The 22596-nt window shown below is 62.6% G+C and carries 15 protein-coding genes; 11 read left to right on the plus strand and 4 right to left on the minus strand.

Annotated features, from left to right (window positions below; all coding sequences use genetic code 11):
• The 3 genes from bcsZ (at position 1) to GSQ82_RS20425 (ending at position 7307) form a co-directional block, all read left to right on the plus strand.
• A complete protein-coding gene (gene bcsZ / locus GSQ82_RS20415; RefSeq protein ID WP_158794115.1) occupies positions 1-1203 on the plus strand; it encodes a cellulose synthase complex periplasmic endoglucanase BcsZ in 1203 nt (400 codons plus the stop codon).
• Positions 1204-1362: 159 nt separating this feature from the next.
• Positions 1363-6417: a cellulose biosynthesis protein BcsC gene (locus GSQ82_RS20420; protein ID WP_158794116.1), complete on the plus strand. Its 5055-nt coding sequence runs from the start codon at positions 1363-1365 to the stop codon at positions 6415-6417.
• 170 nt (positions 6418-6587) lie between these two features.
• The gene (locus tag GSQ82_RS20425) at positions 6588-7307 is read left to right on the plus strand and encodes a DUF3857 domain-containing protein (RefSeq protein WP_254061806.1); all 720 of its coding nucleotides are present in this window, start codon (positions 6588-6590) and stop codon (positions 7305-7307) included.
• A 270-nt stretch (positions 7308-7577) separates the two neighbouring features.
• Here GSQ82_RS20425 and GSQ82_RS20430 read toward each other — a convergent pair whose 3' ends face one another.
• Positions 7578-9191 carry a DUF6798 domain-containing protein gene (locus GSQ82_RS20430; RefSeq protein ID WP_158794117.1) on the minus strand — a complete coding sequence of 538 codons (1614 nt, stop codon included), beginning with the start codon at positions 9189-9191 and terminating at the stop codon, positions 7578-7580.
• Positions 9192-9531: 340 nt separating this feature from the next.
• Here GSQ82_RS20430 and GSQ82_RS20435 point away from each other — a divergent pair, with 340 nt between their 5' ends.
• From GSQ82_RS20435 to GSQ82_RS20445, 3 genes are all read left to right on the plus strand, one after another.
• The gene (locus GSQ82_RS20435) at positions 9532-9786 is read left to right on the plus strand and encodes a hypothetical protein (protein WP_158794118.1); all 255 of its coding nucleotides are present in this window, start codon (positions 9532-9534) and stop codon (positions 9784-9786) included.
• A gap of 164 nt (positions 9787-9950) precedes the next feature.
• Positions 9951-10967: a lysylphosphatidylglycerol synthase transmembrane domain-containing protein gene (locus GSQ82_RS20440; RefSeq protein WP_158794119.1), complete on the plus strand. Its 1017-nt coding sequence runs from the start codon at positions 9951-9953 to the stop codon at positions 10965-10967.
• Positions 10968-11226: 259 nt separating this feature from the next.
• Entirely contained in the window at positions 11227-13236 is a 2010-nt protein-coding gene (locus tag GSQ82_RS20445) for an arginine--tRNA ligase (RefSeq protein WP_158794120.1), read from the plus strand.
• 69 nt (positions 13237-13305) lie between these two features.
• Here the strand turns inward: GSQ82_RS20445 and GSQ82_RS20450 are convergent, their stop codons facing one another.
• Complete coding sequence (locus GSQ82_RS20450) at positions 13306-14862, minus strand: leucyl aminopeptidase (protein ID WP_158794121.1); 1557 nt, start codon at positions 14860-14862, stop codon at positions 13306-13308.
• Positions 14863-14925: 63 nt separating this feature from the next.
• Positions 14926-15465, minus strand: a complete 540-nt coding sequence (smpB, locus tag GSQ82_RS20455) for an SsrA-binding protein SmpB (protein WP_158794122.1) — start codon at positions 15463-15465, stop codon at positions 14926-14928.
• Between the two features lie 164 nt (positions 15466-15629).
• On the opposite strand from smpB, the gene GSQ82_RS20460 reads away from it, so the two are divergent.
• From GSQ82_RS20460 to GSQ82_RS20475, 4 genes are all read left to right on the plus strand, one after another.
• Positions 15630-18164, plus strand: a complete 2535-nt coding sequence (locus tag GSQ82_RS20460; protein WP_158794123.1) for a cohesin domain-containing protein — start codon at positions 15630-15632, stop codon at positions 18162-18164.
• Positions 18161-18718: a type II secretion system protein gene (locus GSQ82_RS20465; protein ID WP_256370106.1), complete on the plus strand. Its 558-nt coding sequence runs from the start codon at positions 18161-18163 to the stop codon at positions 18716-18718. The genes GSQ82_RS20460 and GSQ82_RS20465 overlap by 4 nt, the downstream gene beginning before the upstream one ends.
• Entirely contained in the window at positions 18712-19170 is a 459-nt protein-coding gene (locus tag GSQ82_RS20470; protein WP_158794124.1) for a type II secretion system protein, read from the plus strand. Before GSQ82_RS20465 ends, GSQ82_RS20470 begins: the two co-directional genes overlap by 7 nt.
• Positions 19171-19356: 186 nt before the next feature.
• Positions 19357-20610 (plus strand): M48 family metalloprotease, encoded by a 1254-nt coding sequence (locus GSQ82_RS20475; RefSeq protein ID WP_158794125.1) that lies wholly within the window; start codon positions 19357-19359, stop codon positions 20608-20610.
• 71 nt (positions 20611-20681) lie between these two features.
• On the opposite strand, the gene GSQ82_RS20480 is transcribed toward GSQ82_RS20475, so the two are convergent.
• On the minus strand, positions 20682-21755 hold the full coding sequence (locus GSQ82_RS20480) for an SDR family NAD(P)-dependent oxidoreductase (protein ID WP_216847143.1): 1074 nt from the start codon (positions 21753-21755) through the stop codon (positions 20682-20684).
• A gap of 211 nt (positions 21756-21966) precedes the next feature.
• Between GSQ82_RS20480 and queF the strand changes: the two genes are divergently transcribed.
• Complete coding sequence (gene queF / locus GSQ82_RS20485; protein ID WP_158794126.1) at positions 21967-22398, plus strand: preQ(1) synthase; 432 nt, start codon at positions 21967-21969, stop codon at positions 22396-22398.
• Positions 22399-22596: the final 198 nt, after the last annotated feature.

Consider the following 22596-nt stretch of genomic DNA (forward strand, 5'->3'; position numbering starts at 1 on the left):
ATGGACCCTCTGCATCAGGCCGGCCTCTCACAGCCTGCGCCCAGCGTCTCCTCCACGCTCCGGCGCCGGCTTCTTCTCGGCCTGATCCTGTTCGTCCTCGCCTCCTCTTCAGCCCACGCCCAGCAGCACTGGCCCCTATGGGAGAGCTACGCGCAGTACACCATCGACCAGCAGGGAAGAGTCATCGACCACTCTGCCCAGGACCATACCACCAGCGAAGGTCAGGCCTACGGCATGTTCTTCGCCCTCGTCGCCAACGACCGCGCTCGCTTCGACAAGATCCTCAGCTGGACCGAAGTCAACCTCGCCTCCAACGACCTCACCCTCCACCTGCCCTCTTGGAACTGGGGCAAAGGCCCGGAAGGGAACTGGCGCGTCCTTGATCCCAACCCAGCCTCCGACGCCGATCTCTGGATGGCTTACGATCTTTGCGAAGCCGGCCGTCTCTGGCAGGTCCCACGGTTTCAAAAGCTGGGCACCCTCATGGCCATGCGCATCGCCCAGCAGGAGGTGTCCTACGTACCCGGCCTCGGCACCACGCTGCTCTCCGGCACCGTCGGCTTTCATCCCGACGACAAAACCTGGCTGCTCAATCCCAGCTACCTTCCGCCGTTCCTCCTCGTCTACTTCGCCTCAGCTATCCCCACCGGTCCCTGGCGCTCCATCCTCGACTCACTCCACCCCATGCTCGCCCAGGGCTCAGGCGCGGGCTTCGCCATGGACTGGATCACCGCCGGAACCGATATCCTCCCATCCATCTCTCCGTCTCAACTTGCCTCCGGCAATCGCGAGAAATCACCCATCGGAAGCTACGACGCCATCCGCGTCTATCTATGGCTGGGAATCTCCGACCCCGCCACCCCAGGCCTCAAATCGCTCCTGCCCCTCGTCACAGGGATGTCCACCTACCTCAAAACCCACGTCACCCCACCCGAACAGGTCGACAGCTCCGGGCGCATCCTCAACCCCAACGGCCCTCCCGGCTTCTCCGCCGCGGTCATCCCCTACCTCCGCGCCCTCGGCATGAAATCCGAAGAGAAGGTCCAGTCCAACCGTCTCGCCGCAACCAAATCCTCTGCGTCCGGCCTCTACGGACAGAACGCCGCATACTACGACCAGAACCTTGCTCTCTTCTTCGACGGCTGGTCCGAACAGCGATTCCGCTTCACCCGCGAAGGCACCCTCAAGGTGAAGTGGCGCTGACCCTTCCTTCGCTATCCAACAGATTCCACACTAGTAACAAACCAGTAAATACCAAATAAAACGGTACAAAACCAAGAAAAAGCGGTAAGCTTCGGAAGGACGGTCGAAGTGTCTAATAAGGTCTCTACCGTTGGGTTCGAGCGTTGCCATGGCCAAGTTATGAGGAATGTTTCGCCAACCCGGTTCGTTGCGGCTGCGCTCCTCTTCGGCGCACTCGCGTTCATCCCATCCACCCCATCTCTTCACGCCCAGACTCCCGAGGCCGCGACCCAGTCCCTGCTCGACAAGGCCCACGCCCTCGAACTCCGCGGCCGCATGGACATGGCCTCCCAGACCTGGCAGCAGGTTCTCCTCGCCGATCCCAATAACACCGAGGCGCTCTCCGGCCTCGCCCGCGCCGCCAAGCTCTCCGGCAACTCCGCCCTCGCTGGAACCTATCTCGACCGCCTCCGCGCCATCAACCCCAACGACCCCAGCATCGGCCGCGTCGAGTCCATGGGATCGCAGTCCGACCAGACCGCGCAGCTCCAGCAGGCCGGCAAGTACGCCGCATCCGGTCAGTACGCTCAGGCGATGACCATCTACCGCAAGGTCTTCGGCTCCAACCCGCCCCAGGGCGACTGGGCGCTTGCCTACTACGAGACCGAATCCGCGACCGAAGACGGACGCCCCCACGCCATCGCCGGTGTGCGCGCACTCATCGAAAAGCATCCCGAAGACTCGCGCTACCAGATCGCCCTCGGCCGCATCCTCACCTACGACCCCAAGACCCGCGCCGAAGGCCGCCGATATCTCGAGCGCCACCCCGACGATCCTCACGCCGTCGAAGCCCTGCGCCAGTCCCTCGTCTGGGACTCAGCCAATCCAGCCTCCGCAGCAGACATCCGCGCCTACCTCGCCAAGCACAACGACCCTCAGCTTAGCCAGGCCCTGCGCAGCCAACCCAAGCCCAGCGCCATCCGCGCACCTCAGACCCCTGAAGAAGTCGCCCAGGACGAAGCCAGCCGCGCACACGGCTCTCAGGAGCTGACCGCCTACAACGCACTCAACGCGAAGAATCTCCCCGAAGCTGAGCTGCGCTTCAAAGCCATCCTTGCTAACGACCCGCAGGACGCCCGCGCCCTCGCCGGCATGGGCTACGTCCGCATGCAGCAGTCCAACTTCGGCGGAGCCATCAGTTTCCTCGAACAGGCAAAACAAAGCGGAGCACGCGACGCCGGCCTCGACACCGCCCTCGAAAACGCCCGTTTCTACTCCCTGATGAGCCAGGGCTCCACCGCCCTCACAGAAAGCGATCTCACCACCGCCGAGCAGCAGTACCGCGCCGCCCTAACCCTGCGCCCGACCAGTGCAGAGGCTCTCGAAGGCCTCGGCGGAACCCTCCTCAAAGCCCAGCAGCCCGAGCCCGCCATCGAGATCTACGAGCGCTACGTCAAGCTCAAGCCATCCTCTCCCGCAGCCTGGCGTGGCCTCTTCATGGCGCAGTACAGCGCAGGCAACGCACCCCAGGCTCTCCTCACCGAACGCCGCATCCCCACCGCCGTCCACACCCAACTGATGCGCGATCCCGAGTTCCTGCGTTCGCTCGCCTCGGCTTACTCTGCCGTCGGCCGCGACGCCGATGCCCAGCGTGTCCTCCACAGCGCCCTGGAACTCCCATTCCCAACCGGAGCGCATGGCCTCCAGGTCGAAACCCAGCTCCAGTACGCAGCGCTCCTCCAGCAAGCCAACCGCCTGCCCCAGGCCGCGGCGCTATTTAAGCAGGTCCTCGCCGCCGACCTCTCCAACGTCGCCGCATGGCAAGGCCTCGTCCGCGTCGAGCACATCATGAAGGAAGACCCACAGGCCCTTCAAACCCTCCAGGCCATGCCTCCCTCCACCTACGAGACGGCCATGCACGACCCCGGCTTCCAGACCACCGTCGCCTCCGTCTATCAGAGCCAGAACAAGCTCGACATCGCACAGGACATCCTCGAAAAGTCCGTCGCCCAGCAGACCGCAGTCGGCCAGAAGCCCTCGAACGCCGTCCTCCTCGAACTCGCCGGCATCTACCTCTCGCGCAACGACGCCCAGCACGCCTTCCCCATCTACACCGCCATCCTCTCCGAGAACAGCGACCGCCCCGACGCATGGAAGGGTCTGCTCTCTGTCCTCCACAGCTCCGGCCGCGACCAGGAAGCCCTAGCCCAGATCCAGCAGATCCCCACCCCAGTTCGCCAGCAGCTTGAAAACGACGTCGACTACCTCCAGACCGTAGGCGCCATCTACAACACTCTCGGTCAGCCCCGCGAGGCGATGATCTTCATCAACCGCGTCCAGCAGCACTACGCCGCCCAGCGCACCGCCGCTCCCGCCGACGTCGATATCCAGGACGCATGGCTTCTCTTCAACGGAGGCAACGACGCCGGTCTCTATCGTCAGCTTATGCAGCTCGGTACCCGTCAGGATCTCTCCGACGAGCAGCGCCGCACCGTCCAGACCATCTGGACCAACTGGGCCGTACGCCGCGCCAACCAGGCCGCCGCCAACGGCAATATCAAACGTTCACTCGCCATCCTCAACGCCGCCGCCCACTCCTTCCCCGACAACCCCGGCGTCCTCCGCGCCCTCGCCGCCGGATACGCCCGCGCCGGCCTTCCCAAACAGGCCGTCCTCATCTTCAAGTCGCAGGACATGACCGCCGCGACCGCCTCCGACTACAAGTCAGCCGTAGGGGCCGCCCTCGCCGCTGGCGACACCAGGAACGCCGAGACCTGGCTCCGCTACGGACTAGACGAGTATCCGAAGGACGCCGACATGCTCACCCTAGGCGCCAAGTTCGAGCAGGCCCGAGGCAACAACACCCGCGCCGCCGACTACTATCGTGCCTCCCTCGCCGCCATGCCGCCCGCCGACCCAGGCGCAGAGCTAGCCGCCGAACTCAGTCAGCCCCAGCCCGTCACGCGCCTCCCAACCGCCGCTCAGCCCCAGGATCTAGCCACCCTTCTCGGATCTCCCGACACCGCCGCCGCAGATGCCATCCAGCCCACGGCCCCCGCTCAACCCTACCTACCCAGCTACAGCAACCTCTACGGCCAGGCCCCGGTCCAGATCCAGAACAACACCAACGTCGTTCCCTCGTACATGGCCAACCCGGCCTCCAACGCCTCTCGTCCATCTCGTCCCGCGACCCTTGGCAACTACAGGCCCGAAGCCTCAAACCAGGAACCCGCCACCACCGGCAGCTACGAACCCACCACCGCCTACAACACCCCCACACCCGGCAATCGCCCTCCATCGGACTACCAGCGCGACCAGATCCTCCGCCTCACCGAGCAGGCGCAGTCCCAGTCTCAAACCCAGCCCCAGACCCAGTCCGCCTCCGTCCCCCTCACCACAGAGCCTCGCCAGGACGTCTACGGCCCCTACGTTCCTTACGTCCCCCCCGCCAACCCCACCTACGGATACGCCCCATCGCCCGTTCCGATCCAGCTCGGCGACAGTATCCCCCGCATCGCCCCACCCCAGCGTGAGGTCACCGACGTCCTGCCCACGGCTCGCTACATGCCAAACGCCCAAGTCGCACGCAACGGCACCTCCCACCCGGACTTCTCCGGCGCACGCCAGCCAAACGGTCGCGTCCTCGAAGGCCAGAGTCACCCTCCCACCGACGACTACAGCAGCACCCTCTCTACCCAGAACGCACAGTACACCAGCCAGTCACAGGCCCAATCCCAGACCCCGCCTCCAGCAGACGGCTACGGCCAGCAGTATCCCCAGCCCGGAACCACCTCGCAGCCCGCCCACCATCGCGGCTCCCAGTCCTCCTCGTCGCAATCCGCAGCGGCACCCCTTCCCGCACTCAACTATCCCGGCGTGGCCCAGCCTCTCAGCGACTCAGGCTATCCCGCACTCGGCTCCCCCGCACCCCAGGGCCTCCCGCCAACTGACGCCGACCTCGTAGCCAAGAGCGTCCCACCCCTACGCGGCTCCTACAATCCCGACTCACCCGTCGTTCCCGGCCAACCGCTCACCCAACGCCAGCAGGCCGAGCAAGACCTCGCCGCCCTCGAAGCCTCCTATAGCGGATGGGTCGGCGGCACCGGCATCGGTCGCTACCGCAGTGGAACCTCCGGCTTCGACCGTCTCAGCGATCTCGAAGCTCCCTTCGAAGCATCCGGCGTCCTTGGCAAATCCGTCCGCGCCACCGTCGTCGCCAAACCCGTCTTCCTCAACTCCGGCGTCGTCAACACCGCCTCCTTTCAAAGCTCCACCGGCATCATCCCCATCCTCGGCACCCTGCCCGGCAACGCCCTCGCTACTCCCGCGCAGCAGTTCGCCAGCGGCATAGGCGGAGAACTCCAGCTCGCCACCACCAACTTCGCCGTCGCCGCTGGCTATACCCCATATGAGTTTCTCGTCGCCAACATCACCGCACGCGCCCAATGGCGTCCCGCAGGCGGACACTTCACCTTCTTTGGAGAGCGCGACTCCGTCAAAGACACCCAGCTCTCCTACGCCGGTCTGCGCGATCCCGGCTCCATCTCCGCCGTCTCCGCGGGAAATATCTGGGGCGGCGTAGTCTCTTCCGGCGGCGGCCTGCGCTTCGACGTCGGCAACGCGAAGTCCGGCCTCTACATCTCCGCCGACGGAGCCGATCTCACCGGCTTCCACGTCCTCGAAAACCGCAAGTTCGAAGGCATCATGGGCGCCTACTTCCAGGTCAAGAACTGGCCCGGATACGGCAGCCTCAACATCGGCGCCGACTTCTTCGGCATGCACTACGATCACAACGAGCGTGGCATGACCTACGGCCAGGGCGGCTACTTCAGCCCCAACGTCTACTTCCTCACCGGAGTCCCCGTCAGCTTCACCGGCTACTACAAGACCGACTTCCACTACACCATCTCCGGAAGCATCGGCGTCCAGTCCTTCCAGGAAGATCAGGCGCCGTACTATCCCCTCGATATTCCCCTGCAGACCGGCTCCGGCAACGCCCAGACCCCCGTCAACAGCAACACCGGCCTCAACTACGCCTTCAGCTCCGAGGGCGCCTACCGCGTCGCTGACCACTGGTATCTCGGCGGCTTCCTCTCCGCCAACAACACCAACAACTACGACACCGTCTCCGGCGGTTTCTTCGTCCGATACCTCTTCAGACCCCAGGCTCCCACCGAAAGCTATCCCACCGGCCTCTTTCCCACCAGCGGCTTCCGTCCCCTGCGCGTCCCATAGCTTCGACGCTCGCGCGGTACTTCATCGAAGATCTATTCCTCAGCCGGTGTAGATCCAGCGTCTGAAATATCTTGATATACCTCTTCACCCAACGTATAACTCTGGGACAAGCACACCCCCAATCTCAACCTCTTTGAAGGTCCTGTGTAACGAGGTGTGTCAAAGGCGACATGACACGTCCAATTCAGCAAGCAGAGCAACAACGCAAACCTCTCACTGCACTTCTTTCCGCCCTGGCGCTTCTTCTCCCACTCTGCTCAGCAACCGCTTCCGCGTCCAAACCCGATGCCATACCCGACTGGGTCCGCACCGCCGCGCAACAGAAGCTGCCCGCATATCCTCCCGAGACCAACGCCGTCGTCCTGCTTGAAGACACCACCTACAGCGTGGCACCCGACGGCAGTGCCACCGAACACTTCCGCTCCGTCGTCAAGATCCTTCGACCCCAGGGCAGGGGAGAGGGCGTCATCGGCGTCCCCTTCGACAAGGACACCAAAATCCTCTCCATGCACTCTGGAGCATCGGCCGACGGCCACGAGTATGCCGTCAAGGACAACGAGATGATCGAGGCAGGCTATCCAAACGAGGGTAGCCTCTTCATGGATCTCAAGATCCGTGAGGCCAACGCCCCCGCTCGCGATCCCGGCGGCATCGTCGCCTACGAGTACGAGCAGCGCACCCATCCCTACCTCACCGAAAAAACCTGGTTCTTCCAAAGCGGTCTGCCCCGCCTCAGCCAGAGCTTCACCCGGCTTCACCTACGGCACCGTCTGGGCTCACAGGTCAATGCCAAACCCGACTTCCCGAATGAAAGAGAGAGACTCCCATCTACTTCAACTATCCCCACTACAACCAGGACGCCACCCGCATCACATTCCCCGCCACGATGAGGATCGAATCCCTTCCCGATAGAGCGGAGATGCCCAAGCTCGCTGTCTACGCCATGAAGACGGAATCCACTCCAACCAGCTTCACCATTCGTCGCGACTATCTTCTCTGAGAGGTCATCTTCATGAAGGAGGAGTACCCACAACTCCGTGCTCTACTCCAAGATAGAGACCAAGGATCAGGAGAGCGTCGTCCTCACCAACGCACCCGCCCCGGAGAAACCGGCAGGGAACTAGCCCCACGATCTAGCTACTCGCCGTCTGCCTCGACCATCAAGGCAGGCGGCAAACCTTCACCGCAGCATTCTCATAAGCACACGCAAACCTCGTAGCTGCCTCTCGCTCCAGCACCACCCAACCCACCCCCAGCGGCCTCAGTCCCGCAACCCGCTGCGCATCCCCCTCCGTACTCAAACCCGTCTGCACCACCTCGCCCCGCATCCACTCTCCCGCAAGCTCCGGCTTATTCGACACCACCCCGCCATCCTTCGAGTAGTCCGGCACCTCACTCCGCTCCGCAATCGCCCGAAACCCCTGCGCATCCTCACCCGGCCGCGTAATGTAGTGCGCATCCAGCGCGAACAGCGCATCCTTCGGCGTATTCCCCCTGATCCACACAAACGCCCGCTCCCACTCATTTCCTCCACCGCCAGCTAAAACCGCACCCGGCAGCTCCAAATGCTTCGAATCAGGAAACGTCATCCGCTCTGCCGAAACCATCACTCCCCCCAGCACAGAGAACGCCGCCGCCCAACGCCAAACGCGCCGCTGCAACACCCTCTCTCCCAGCGCCGCTCCCAGCGCCAGCGTCATCACCACATACACCAGCTGAAAGATACGCAAAGGCTGCAGTCGCGCCACCAGATGCGTCATCATCCCCGCCCTTGCAAACAACAGCGCCACCGCCGTAGCCGTCACACCCGCCGCCAGCGCCATCCGAGCCAGACCCACCCGAGCCTCATCTCCCGCCTGCTTCCGCCGCACCGCAATCCCCGCCAGTATCAGCATCGGAGCCACCAGCCCCCCCAACTCATACCAGTGCCACTGGCTTAAAAACCAGTACTCCCGCGTAAGCATCACTTGCCGATAGATCCCACTCTCCACCGGAGCCTCCAGCACCAGCCCACCCGCCACCGCCAACGCAGTCGCCGCCAGCCCAGCCGTCCCCCACCACCGCACCGTCCGGCTCGGCGACATCACCGTCCTCAGCAGCAGAACCGACCCCAACGCATACCCACCCATCAGCGGATGCATCACCCCCGCACCCACCAGCGCAAAACAGCACAGCGCCAGCCCCTGCCACCGCCGCGCATCGTCCCTGTCCAACAGCAAAAAATCCAGCGCACCCACCAGCGCCAGCAACGCACACGGCGTAGACAAACTCCGCGCCGTCACATACGGATCCATCAGCATCAACGAAGTCCCCGCAATCGGCAGCGTCATCCACGCAGCCAGCAGCGCCACCGCCCCACACCTCGCCTCGCGCGAACCGAAGCACCGCTTCGCCAGCATCCACGCCGCAAACAGCATCGCCCAGAAGCTCGCCACATGCACCAGCAGTAGCACCATCTCCACGCTCAGGTGTGACACCCACACCATCCTCGCCATCAACGGCGCGAACATCGAGTACCGCAGATGCCCCATCACAAACTCCGGCCCACGCGGATACAGCGACGGATCCACCAGCCGCTTGATCTCCGGCATATACACCCCGCCGTCCTCGGCATAAGGATGATAGCCATGCACCAGCACCGCGCAGAACGTCAGCGCCGTCACCAGCCCAACCGCGAAGCCGCGCTCCCGCCTGTACTCTTCTCCTCGCAGCCGATCTGAAATTCGCCCCGAAATCCGTTCCGAAGAGACGGGTGATGCTAACGAAGTGGCCAAATACCTATTGCTCCCGCCGCGAGGTCGTCGCCGTTACCTATCATTCATCCGCAAGGATTCTCATCAAAACCCGAGCATCCCGTAGAGGACTGCAATCGGCCAATCCATCAAGCCGACCACCTGCCCAACATATACATAGACTGCCACGACGCCGATCGGTTTACAAAACCCTGTGCATCCCCGGAAAAAGCAGAACCAGACAAACGCAAAAATAAAATAAGTAATCTCTCATCTTCAACCGCAAGAGATGGTCCCACACATGCCCTTACCAGTTGCTGTCAGCAGCCTCCGCTGTCAAGAATCAAGCAGTAGGGAGCAAAAGAAAGGATCAGCCCGGTCTATGCATATCCATGCCGCACCCATGAGCAGTCAGGCCATGTCCCTCGCCCCCACGCAGGCCACCCAGCAGACCATCGAGGCGCGACGAGCAGCCGCGGAGGTACGCCGCAAACTCACCAACCTAGCAGCCACCGACGGCGAAGAGACGCCCTACCGTGTCGAAGCCCGCGGAGAATCCGACCCCAACCGCAGGCAGCAGAACCCCCAGCACGACGAAGAAGCCTTCCGAAGCATCTTCGTCTCCATCTCCGCCTAACCCGCGGCACTCACACAGCCGAAGCAATCCATCATTCAACTAGCACGCAGACGATACAATCGAACCTGCATGCTCCATCTTCTATTCCAATCATCTGCATCCGACCTAACCCCCCGCCTCGCGTATAAATGCGCAGACCCCCGCTATCCGCACGGTCTCCCCGCATGACGGCCACCGCGACCTCCACCAACAGCCGCAATCTGTTGAAGACCATCCCCGGCCTTCTCATCAGCGCCTTCTTTCTCTGGTACACCTTCCGCGGCATCTCCTTCGCCCAGATCCTCGCCCTCCGCCTCGTCCATCCCGCATGGCTCCTCGGCGTCTTCGGCTTCACCGCTGCCGGCTACACCCTCCGCTGCGTCCGCTGGACCCGCATGATGAAGCCCGTCGGCGCTCGCTTCAGCACCTGCGCTCGCGTCCTCATGACCTCGCTCGCCGCCAATAACATCCTCCCCCTCCGCATCGGCGACGTCATGCGCATCTTCACCTACGCGGGCGATCTCGGCACCTCGCCCTCCATCATCCTCAGCACCGTCATCCTCGAAAAGTTCCTCGACATCTTCGTTCTCGTCCTCATGTTCGTCACCACCGTGGGCAGCATCGCCACGCCGCATCTGCGCCTCATCGCGAACGTCTCTCTCGCCATCTCCACCATCGGCCTTCTGGTCCTGCTCGTCGGCGCCCGCGCCCTTCAGTCTCCGGTGCAGCGCCTCTTCGCCCGTCTCCCGGCAAACCCCACCCTCGCCAAGATCGAGCATTGGATCACCCTCGCCCTCGACGCCACCGGCCGCCTCGGCATCAGCGGTTCGCTTCTTCTGCTCCTGCAATCGGCCGTCATCTGGGCCTGCGAAGGCATGATCTTCGTCTCCGCCATCCACCTCGTCGGAGTACCGGTCGACCGCATCGGTCCATGGCTCGCCGTCTCCTTCGCCAACCTCTCCTACCTCATCCCCAGCTCGCCCGGAGCCATCGGCCCCTTCGAGCTGGCCGTCAAAACCTCCCTCGTCAACCACGGCGCCGTCATCTCGCAGGCCGCCGTCTTCGGCCTCGCCATCCACGCCTGGATGCTCATCTCCGTCACTGGCGCAGGTGGGCTTATCTTCCTCATCCACCGCATTCGCATCCACAACCACAAGCCTCTGCTCGCAGAGATCGAAGACCTGCCAGCAGAAATGCCATAAAGATTCTGTCCTGCCGGACGGGCCGCTTGCTCAGCGGGAGGTCACTTCGTGACGCGTATACCTGTCACGCAGACATCATGAGCAAAGGTCCTCCCGATGGTAGGAATAATCATCTTCCTGCCGACCATCGGGAGGCCCAACCGAAGGGGTATACAAGTCACGAAGTGACCTCCCGCCGAGCAGGCGGCCCGTCCGGCAGGACATGATCCTCCAACAGAAGTAAACTAAACCCATCCTCCGAACGCGGTGAACCCTCAGCATGTATCGCACAATCCAGCAATCCCTGTTGGCCCGCATCCAGGCCATCCTCCTCGCCAAGTACGACATCACCCTCGCCTACCTCGCAGTCGAGCAGCCGCCAACCATCGCCCTCGGCGAACTCGCCCTCCCCGTCGCCTTCGAGCTAGCCAAGCGCCTCCGCAAAGCCCCCCGCGCCATCGCCACCGAACTAGCCGCTGAACTATCCAGCCAGCTCCCGGAAGGCGTCGCAAGTGTAGAAGTCGCCGGAGCCGGCTACCTCAACATCCGTCTCGACCGAGCCTCCACCGTCCGCCGCATCGCCTCCGACCAGCACGCCGACATCGGCGGCCCCGGCTTCCGCCTCGTCGAGCACACCAGCATCAACCCCAACAAAGCCGCCCACATCGGCCACCTCCGCAACGCCATCCTCGGCGACACCTTCCAGCGTCTCCTCCGTCCCGACGCCTACAAGCGCGGCTACGACGTCGGCGTACAAAACTACATCGACAACACCGGCGTCCAGGTAGCCGATGTCGTCGTAGGTCTCGTCCACCTCGAAGCCAAGACCCTCCCCAGCACCCGCCAGCTCCTCACCGAGCTCCTCGAGACCAACCAGCGCATCGACTTCTACTGCTGGGACCTCTACGCCCGCGTCTCCCAGTGGTACACCGCCGACCCAGACCAGGTCGCCGCACGCAAACAGATTCGCCTCGACACTCTCCACGCCCTCGAGACCGGCAACAACGATACCGCAGCCATAGCCGACCTCGTCTCCACCGCCGTCCTCCGCCGTCATCTCGAGACCATGCAGCGCATCAACATCGAGTACGACTTCCTCCCCCGCGAGAGCGAGATCCTCACACTCCACTTCTGGGACGCCGCCCGCGCCCTCATGCTCGAAAAAGGCGTCCTCTACCTCGAGACCGCAGGCAAGAACAAAGGTTGTTACGTCATGCGTCGCGCCGGCACCGCCGAAGAGATCGCAGTCGAAGACTCCAGCCTCCCCGACGAGGACGCCAAGGTCATCGTCCGCTCCAACGGCACCGTCACCTACGTCGGCAAAGACATCGCTTACCACCTCTGGAAGTTCGGCCTCCTCCCCGGCAAAGACTTCGGCTACGAAAAGTTCTACGAGTACCCTGACCACGCCTGCTGGATCTCCACCACCCACGGCGAAACCCCACATCCCACCTTCGGCAAAGCCGACGCCATCTACAACGTCATCGACTCCCGTCAGAACGACCCGCAGAACAATGTCATCGCCGCCCTCCGCGGCATGGGCTACACCGAAGCCGCCGACCACTACACCCACTTCTCCTACGAGATGGTCGCCCTAACCCCGCGTTGCGCCGTCGAACTCGGCTACACAATCAGCGACGAAGACCAGAAAAAGTCCTTCATCGAAGTCAGCGGACGCAAAGGCTTCGGCGTCAAAGCCGACGACCTACTCGACCGCCTCATCCTCGCCGCCAAAGCCGAAGTCGACACCCGCCATCCCGAGATCGAGCCCGACGAACGCCTCACCATCGCCACCCAGATCGCAGTCGGCGCCCTTCGCTACTTCATGCTCCGCTTCACCCGCAACACCGTCATCGCCTTCGACTTCAAAGACGCCCTTAGCTTCGAAGGCGAGACCGGACCCTACGTCCAATATGCCATCGTCCGCGCCGCCAACATCTTCCGCAAAGCCAACACCACCGAAGTCGAATCCCTCTCCGCCATCGCCACGCTGGACATCGAGAGTATCCTCAACACCGAAGACGGCACCAGCCTCTGGGAGACCTGGCTCCTCGCCTCAAAACTAACGCTCCTCATCGAGCAGTGCATCGCCACAGCCGAGCCCGCCCACCTCGCCAAGTACGCCTTCCAGCTCGCCCAGCAGTTCAACAACTTCTACCACCGCCACCACATCCTCAACGAGACCGATCCCACCCGCAAAACCCTCTTCCTTGCCACCGCCGCCATCGCCCAGCGCCAGATGACCCGCGCCCTCGGCTACCTCGGCATCGAAGCCCCACCCGTTATGTAACTACCTCAAGCACAAATAAAAGATGCCTCCGCAAGGAGGCATCTTCACGCACCAAAACTCATAACCAATCTAAGCCGAATAGCTCCGCACCCACTGCAGAATCGTCCTTACCGCCACCCCGCTCGGCCCATTCGCAATCCACGGCTTGCTATCGTCGTTCCACGCACACCCGGCGATATCCAGATGCACCCACGGCGTCTCCCCCACAAACTCCTTCAGGAACATCGCCGCCGAGATCGCCCCACCATACCTGTTCTTTCCCGTATTCATCATGTCCGCAATCTGACTCTTGATCTGATCCTTATAGTCATCAGAGCAGGGAAGCCGCCAGAACTTCTCCCCCGAAATCTTCGCCGCAACCACAAAGCTCTCCCACGCCGCCTCATCGTTCGAGAACAGTCCCACATTCAAGATCCCTAGCGCCACCACGCAGGCTCCCGTCAGCGTAGCCGCATCGATCAGGTGCGTACATCCCAGCGTCTTCGCATAGTGCAACCCATCCGCCAACACCAGCCGTCCCTCCGCATCCGTATTCACCACTTCGATGGTCTTACCCGACATCGCCGTCACCACATCGCCCGGCTTGAACGCCTTCCCATCCGGCATATTCTCCGCCGAACACACCACCCCAATCACCTTCACCTTCGGCTTCAACTGCGCCACCGCCCGCATCGCGCCGATCATCGCCCCCGCGCCCGCCATGTCGTACTTCATCTTCTCCATGCCGTCCGCCGGCTTAATCGAGATCCCGCCCGTATCGAACGTAATCCCTTTCCCCACCAGCCCAATCACCGGAGCACCCTCCACCGCGACCTCACCCTTCGCCAGCGTGGGCTCATACGTCATCACAATCAGCGCCGGAGGCTCAGCCGATCCCTGTGCCACCGCGGCAAACGCCCCCATCTTCAACTCCGCCAGCTTCTCCGTCGAATACACCTCGCACGTCAGCCCAACCTCCGCGCACATCGCAGCCGTCCGCCGTCCCAGCTCCGTCGGCGTCAGCACATTGCCCGGCTCATTCACAAGCGCACGCGTAAAGTTCTGCGCCCTCGCCAGAATCAGTCCCTCTTCAAACCCCAGCTGAATCTCCGCCCGCGCCGACTTCTCCTCTTCCTTCGCCAGCACCGCAAGCGTGCGCACCGACCGATCCTTACGATCGCTCCGGTACGTATCCCAGTCCAGCTCCGCCAACTCCGCTCCCTCCACCACCGCGCGCGCCAGCAGCGTACAAGGCAGCGTCTCCAGATGCTCATCGGACAGCGCATGGTCCTCAGGAAATAGAATCGCCATATCCCGCATACCCAGTGGCTTGGCCGAACGCACCGCCGTTCCCGCCCCCCTGCGCACCTCATCAACCGAAAGACTCTTCGCCTTGCCCAGCCCCACCACCAGCAGCCGCTCCGCCTTCAGCCCACTCGGCGCATGCAGCAGCACCGTCTCCCCCAGCGTCCCCTTGAACTCACCCGACGCCAGCACCTTCGCCGCCGCATTCGTTATCGCGTCCGAGGTCGCCAGCAGCGCCAGCAGCGGCTCCGCATCTTTGCCCGAGGCAATATCCACAGCGAAGACGGCAAGCATCTGCGTCTGAAACCCATCCGCATCCTGAAAGAGAAGCTTCGTATCCATGCCCTATCGTATCGCGCCCAGCCACCCATCACGACATCGATCTGACTCCCCCAAAAGTTGGAGTTACCCTCGTTGGCTCCGTGCCACCGCAGCCTTGGCCTCGTTGTCGGCCTCGCGTTTCCGTTCGGTCGCGCGTTTGTCATACTCCTGTTTGCCCTTGGCCAGCGCAAGCTCACATTTAACACGCCCGTTACGAAAATAAAGACGTGTCGGGATCAACGTATACCCCTTCTGCTTCGTCATACCCTCGAGCTTCCGCACCTCGCTCTTGTGCAGGAGCAACTTACGCGTACGCAGAGAGTCATGATTCATAGCATTTCCATGGGAGAACGGGCCAATGTGCGCATTCAGCAGAAAGCACTCGCCGTCCTTCAACAGGCCGTAGGCGTCCTTGAGGTTCGCCTTACCCTCGCGGATCGACTTCACCTCGGTCCCGCGCAGCGCCACCCCCGCCTCCACCTTGTCCGAGAGAAAGTAGTTGAAGCTCGCCGATCGGTTGAACGCAGCGTCTCGCTTGCCCGCCGCCACCGGATCGCGGTCCTTCTCCTTCACCACCGCCTTAACCTGGTGAGCAACCGTCGGATTGGAGAGCGAACGAGGCATCGAATCTCTAAGTTTAACACGTCTGCAACTTCATCTCACCCACCGTCAGGCTGCGCGTCTAACCATCAACCTCACCGCTCAACCGTTATCGCGAAGCCCAGGCAAATCATCGCTCAACCCTATTCCGCAACCCTGCTCCAAAGATAAAGTCGAGATCGCACCGAATGGTATACTCACCCGAGCGCAACAGCCCGGCAGCCACGGCCCACAAAGGCAGCGTCCTCGCCGAAGTCCACCTTCGGCCGGACGTGTACTCCGGCAGACGCCACACTCTTCACGGTGTAAAGGACGCAAACGGAAGCAGCATGGCTCGCGGGCAAAACACAATCACCAAACTCTCGAAATTCGTTCTACGGGCGCTTCCTCTCCTGGTTCTGTTCGGCCTCGCTCTCTCAGGCTCCGCGCGCGCACACGCTCAGTCCGCCGCCAAGTGGGACAAGCGCGGCCAGGCCGCCGAAGCCCGCGAAAACTACGACGAAGCCTACGAAGACTACCGTCAGGCCGTCGCGAAGAAGCCAGACGACCTCCGCTTCAAGACCCACCTCGGCCACATGCGCTACCTCTCCTCTGTCTCGCACGTCGACCGTGGCCGTGTGCTCAAGCAGAGCGGTGACCTCAACGGCGCACTCGCCCAGTTCACCCGCGCCTTGGAGATCGATCCCGGCAATCAGGCCGCCCAGCAGGAGATCAATCAGATCCCCCAGGCACCCCCGCCGGGAGCCGAGGTCCCACCCGTTACCGAACAGATGTCCCAGCAGGCCGAGATCCTTAAAACCATCGGCTCCATCTCCGGCCCCGTCCAGCTCAAGCCCGTCTCCAACGACCCCATCACCCTCCACGCCGTCGAGGACGTCAAGAACATCTATCAAGCCATCGGGAAAGCCGCCGGCCTCAACGTCCTCTTCGACCCCGACTACACCTCCAAGCGCATCCCCATCGACCTCACCAATGTCAACCTCACCGACGCCCTCCGCATCGTAGGCACCATCGCCGGCACCTTCTACAAGCCCGTCACCTCCAACACCATCTTCGTCGCCCAGAACACCCGCACCAAACGCACCGACCTCGACGAGCAGGCCGTCCAGACCTTCTACCTCACCAACTCCGCCGCCCAGAACGATGCCAACGAAGTCGTCGTCGCCATTCGCAACCTGCTCGATCCCAGCGTCAAGATCTATCTCGTCCCCAGCCAGAACGCCATCGTCATGCGCGCCACGCCCGACCAGCTCCTCCTCGCAGAGAAGCTCATGAACGATCTCGATCGCGCCCGCCCCGAAGTCGTCGTCGATGTCGCAGTTCTCGAGGTGAGCCGCGACGTCGAACACAATCTCGGCATCACCCTCCCCACCTCCATCGGCCTCACCCCTCAGGCCAACCCGAATACCACGACCAACAGCAGCACGCCCGCCGCAGGCAGCGGTACCACCACCCCCAACAACTTCACCCTCAACTCCCTCGCCCACCTCAACGCCAACAACTTCGGCGTCACCCTCGGCGGCGGCACCCTTAACGCCCTGCTCTCGGACAGCGACACCCGCGTCCTGCAGAACCCCAGCATCCGCGCCACCGACGGCCAGCGCGCCACCATCAAGATCGGTCAGAAGATCCCCGTCGCCACCGGATCCTACAACGCCGGCGTCTCCACCGGCGTCTCCAGCATCGGCGTGCAGACCCAATTCACCTACCTCGACGTCGGCGTCAACATCGACATAACCCCGACCGTCCACTACGACCACGAGATCACCCTCAAGATGAAGATCGAGGTCTCCTCCGAGGGCAACATCGTCATGATCAGCGGTGTGGCGGAGCCGCAGATCAACCAGAATATCAGCGAACAGACCATCCAGCTCAAAGACGGCGAGCCCAGCCTTCTCTCCGGCCTCATCACCCGCTCCGACAGCATGGTCATCTCCGGCACCCCCGGCCTCGGGGAGATTCCGTTCTTCAAATACTTCTTTTCCTCTCGCGACAAGATCATTATGAAGAATGAGATCGTCTTCCTCATCATTCCCCACATCGTCCGCGAGTCGGTCCTCAGCCGCATCAACACCCGGCCCATCGACACCGGCACCGGCCAGTCCATCGAGCTCCGCCGCGACGCATCCGTCGACACCGCCGCTCTCAGCGCCCCGGCCTACGCCAAGCTGCATCCCTCCAGCACTACCAGCGCCGCCAACGCCGCCTCCGCCATGGCCCAGCAGCTAAGCCAGCAGGCCCAGCCCGCTATGCCCCCAGGCTACGGCCAATCCGCAGCGGCAACACCGGCAACCGCAGCCCCAGCCGGTCCACCCGTCAACTTCTCCGTCATCCCTGCCAGCTCCAACCAGACCGTCGGCAGCACCTTCCAGGCCGCCGTCAGCCTCGGCAACGGGCACGACATCTCCTCTGTCCCCCTGCAGGTCAAGTTCAACCCCGCCGTCCTCCAGCTCGTCAACGTAGATAGCGGCGACTTCCTTGGCCACGACGGCCAGCCCATCTCTATCGTCCACCGCGACGACGGCAACGGCCTCATTGCCATCGCCGCAGAGCGTCCGCCCAACTCCGCCGGAGTCAGCGGGCAGGGAACCGTCTGCGTCCTCACCTTCAAGGCCATCGCCCAAGGAGACTCCGACCTCGCCCTCGTCAAAGTCGGCGCGATCAACAGCGCCAAGGCCAATCTTCCGGCCGTCGGTTCGCAGGCCGTGGTACATGTCAAGTGATCTTCCGCACCAATCCGCACCCCCACGCCGATAGTCCGGCTGGTCCGGCAACTTACCGGGATACCCCACGTCCAGACCTTCGGACGTGGGCTGTTACACAAAACACCACCACCCCCGAGTCCGGCCTAACCCTAGTAGAACTCATCATCTGCGTCACCCTCGTCGCTATTCTCGCCTCCGCCGCCATCCCCCTCGCCCGCTTCCAGGTCAAACGCGAAAAAGAGCGCGAACTCCGCGCCGCCCTCTGGCAGATGCGCACCGCCATCGACAACTACAAAGACGCCGCCGACAAGGGAGCCTTCCAGATCAAGCTCGACAGCCTCGGCTACCCGCCCGACCTCGAAACCCTCGTCAACGGCGTCGATATCCAGGACAAAAAGGTCAAGTTCCTCCGCAAGATCCCCACCGACCCCATGACCAAGGGCACCGACTGGGCCCTGCGCTCCAACCAGGACGACGCCGACTCCGACTCCTTCGGCGGACAGAATGTCTTCGACGTCCACACCAAGAGTCAGGACACCGCACTCGACGGGACAAAATACTCCACATGGTAGCCCCCACCCCAATCCGTCGCCGCAAGCCTTCGAGCAGCAACCAACAGACCGCGCCCGGCACCCTCAGCCCCGCCGCCGGCTTCACCCTGCTTGAGCTCATGATCGTCATGGTCATCATCGGCATCCTCGCCGCCATCGCCATCCCCGGCTACACCAACATCATCCGCGGCGGCCGCGAAGCCGTCCTCAAGGCCGACCTCCACACCCTCCGCGCCGCCATCGACGCCTACACCGTCGACAAGCAAAAAGCCCCCCAGTCCCTCGACGACCTCGTCACCGCCGGCTACATCAAGTCCATGCCCGTCGACCCCTTCACCCGCCGCACCGACACCTGGATCCCCGTCCAGGAAGACACCCTCATGAGCCTCGACCAGACCGAATCCGGCATCGACGACGTCCACAGCGGAGCCCAGCAGACCGCCTCCGACGGCACCTCCTACTCCACCTGGTAGCGGTATCGCCTCTCACCCGGTCGCTCCGCGCAGGCCCAATCCTTAGCGGAAGATATCTCCGGCGACTAACCGCGTATACCCGTCACAAAGTGATCTCGCCACCGCTTACAAAAAGGCGCATACTATAGTCGAACATTCGCGAGCTGCGCCCGGTCGGCAGGGAAGCGGCCCTCAGGAGATCCCACCATGCGTTCCCTTACGCACCTAGCCATAGCCTCCTCCCTCGCACTCTCCGTAGCCGCGTACGCCCAAACTCCGTCTCCATCCCAGCAGTCCCCGCAGACCCCATCCTCCACACCCGCGCAAACCCCGTCCCAGTCTCCAAGCTCCCAAGACCCAACCACCACCACCGTCACCAACGGAGACGTCCCCGCCAAAAAGCCGATCCCCGGCCATCCCACCGCCACGCCTAAAGAGAGCAAAGACGCCGCCAAAGAGGTCAAAGCCGAAAATAAGACCGACACCCTCCCATCCCCCGGCGAAGCCCTCGACCCCCACATCAAAGCTGGCAGCGAAGACGACGTCAACGCCGTAGGCACACGCAACATCGGCGGCCGCGGCATGGGCAACTGGTACTCCACCGACTGGGAGATCCGCAACGGCAAGTCCTACTCCATGGAGATCGAGAAGTCCGCCCATCTCGTCACCGACCCCGTCATCGTCGAGTACGTCAACCGCGTCGGCCAGAACATCGTCAAGAACTCCGACTGCAAGGTCCCCTTCACCATCAAGGTCATCGACTCCGACGAGATCAACGCCATGGCCCTTCCCGGCGGCTTCTTCTACGTCAACTCCGGCCTCATCCTCGCCGCCGACGAAGAGGCCGAACTCGCCGGCGTCATGGCCCACGAGACCGCCCACGTCTGCGCCCACCACGCCGCACGCCAGATGACCAAGATGAACTACGCCCAGATCGGCTCCATCCCCCTCATCATCTTCACCCAGGGCAGCTGGACCGGATACGGCATCTACGAGGCCACCCAGCTCGCCATCCCCATGACCTTCCTCAAGTTCTCCCGCATGGACGAGGCCGAGGCCGACTGGCTAGGCGTCCAGTACATGTACAAGGCTGGCTACGATCCCCAGGCCTTCATCCAGTTTTTCGAAAAGATCGACGCCCTCGAGAAGCACAAGCCCGGCACTCTCTCTAAAGTCTTCGCCGACCACCCCCAGACCCCCGACCGCATCATGCACTCCGAGGAAGAGATCGCCACCATCCTCCCTGCGCGGGTCGACTACATGGTCACCACCTCCGAGTTTGACGACGTCAAAGCTCGCCTCGCCCGCCTCGAGAATAAGCGCAAGCTCAACGACGGCAAGGGAGGCAACAAGCCCACCCTCCGCCGGACCAGCGCAAGCAACGGCAACAACGATCCCAACAACACCAACAATCCAGCCGACACCACCGACGACCGCCCAACCCTGAGCCGCCGCAACTAATCACCAAAATTCAAGACGCAAAAAGAAATGGCCGCGATGAGCATCCTCATCGCGGCCATCTCCATTAACTATCAGCTCTGATTATTCGCATTATCCCCGCCCGTCACATCGTAGCTCGCCCCAGTCACCATCGCCGCTCCATCCGACGCCAGAAACACCGCCGCCGGCGCCAGATCCTCCGGCTTCAACCAACCCACCTTCAGCGGCACATGCGGAGCACGCGTCTCATAAGCCTGCTGCTCCGTCGGGTTCTTCGGCGGATTGTCATTCGCCGTCACCTCTCCAATCAGCGCGCTCCATCTCTCCTCGTTATGCGTCAGCGGAGTATCCACCAACCCTGGAACCAGCGCATTCACCGTAATCTTGTACTTGCCCAACTCCAGCGCGGCCGACTTCATCAGCCCCAAAATCCCCCACTTCGAAGCCGAGTACGACGACATGTTCTTCGACCCATGCTTGCCCTGCATCGACGACAGCACAATAATCCGCCCACCCTTTCCTTGTGCAATCATCTTCGGCGCAAACGCCCGAATCGTATTCGCCGTCCCAATCAAGTTGTTCTCGATCACCCCGTTGAACTCCCAGTCCTCCATCTCCACCAGCGGCTTGAAGTGCTGCGTCGCCGCATTCGCCACCACGATATCGATATGTCCAAACTGCTGCTCTGCCTTATCCGCCGTAGCCCGCAGAAAAGCGATATCCCGCACATCCCCCACCACCTGCATGCACTTGCGCCCGTTCTGCTGCACCAGCCTCGCCGTCTCCTCCAAATCATCTCTGGTCGTCACCGCATAGCTCTGCTCCTTCAGAATCTTCGCGCAGATATCGATCGCCACAATATCCGCTCCATTCGCCGCCATATCCACCGCGATCGAACGCCCAATCCCGCGCGCCGCTCCTGTAATCACCGCCACCTTCCTAGCCAGCAACCCACTCCCAAACGGCTTTCCCGCCCACGTCTGACTCACCGCCAGCGGATCACCTCCCGTCTGCTCACCTCCAGACTGCTGTCCTCCAGCCTGTTGCGCAAACGCCTGGCCCGTCATCGCCATCCCACCCAGAATCGCCCCACCCGACGCCAATAGATCCCGCCTTGTCACCGTCGACTCCGGCCGCACTACACTCTCATCCATATTCCTCGTCATCTCGAGTTCCTTTTAGAAGTCAGATAAAACCATCTACAAATCACTAATAACTCTCCCTTAGGATGTGACCCCAACCACCGGGTATGCCCGTCCTTCCGCAACTCGTTTTGCTCCTGCTTCAACGCCTCCCGCCGCACATCGACGCCACCCACTCAAAGCCCCACCCCGCACCCAAACCCTGAAAACCTCACAAAACCGCTAAAATAGAGAGATGAGCAGCTCCACCGTGACCACCCCCAGCTACACCACCGGCTACACCGACGACCACGCCAAGTCCGGCCTCGACGCCACCTTCCCCGCCATCGAGACCTGGCCCAATCAGTTCAAGGCCTACGAGATCCTCATCGACGATCCCGAGTTCACCTCCGTCTGCCCCAAGACCAGCCTCCCCGACTTCGGCCGCCTCACCATCCGCTACATGCCCCGCGAAAAATGCATGGAGTTGAAGTCCCTCAAGGAGTACCTCTTCACCTACCGCAACCTCGGCATCTTCCAGGAAAACATCGTCAACCAGGTCCTCGACGACGTCGTCAAAGCCACCGACCCCATCTGGGCCGTCATCGTCGGCGACTTCCGCCCCCGCGGCGGAATCTCCACCGTCGTTACCGCCACCTACCCCCGCACCGAAGACAAACCCCGCTAGCCGTGCCAAGAGAGATTCCGAAGACCTCGCTCTTGAGATAGCCCGGACTTTGGCTTCCGATTCCACAAAGCTTTTGCTCTTGAGATAGCCCAAGGCTTTAGCCTTGGGTCTCTCAGTTCTGGAGAGATCGGGGCTTTAGCCCCTGTGATATGCCTTTTCGTCCCTGTCTGCAAACCCGAGCAGGACAATCAATCAAAT

Source organism: Granulicella sp. L60, assembly GCF_009765825.1.
Classification (GTDB): Bacteria; Acidobacteriota; Terriglobia; order Terriglobales; family Acidobacteriaceae; genus Edaphobacter.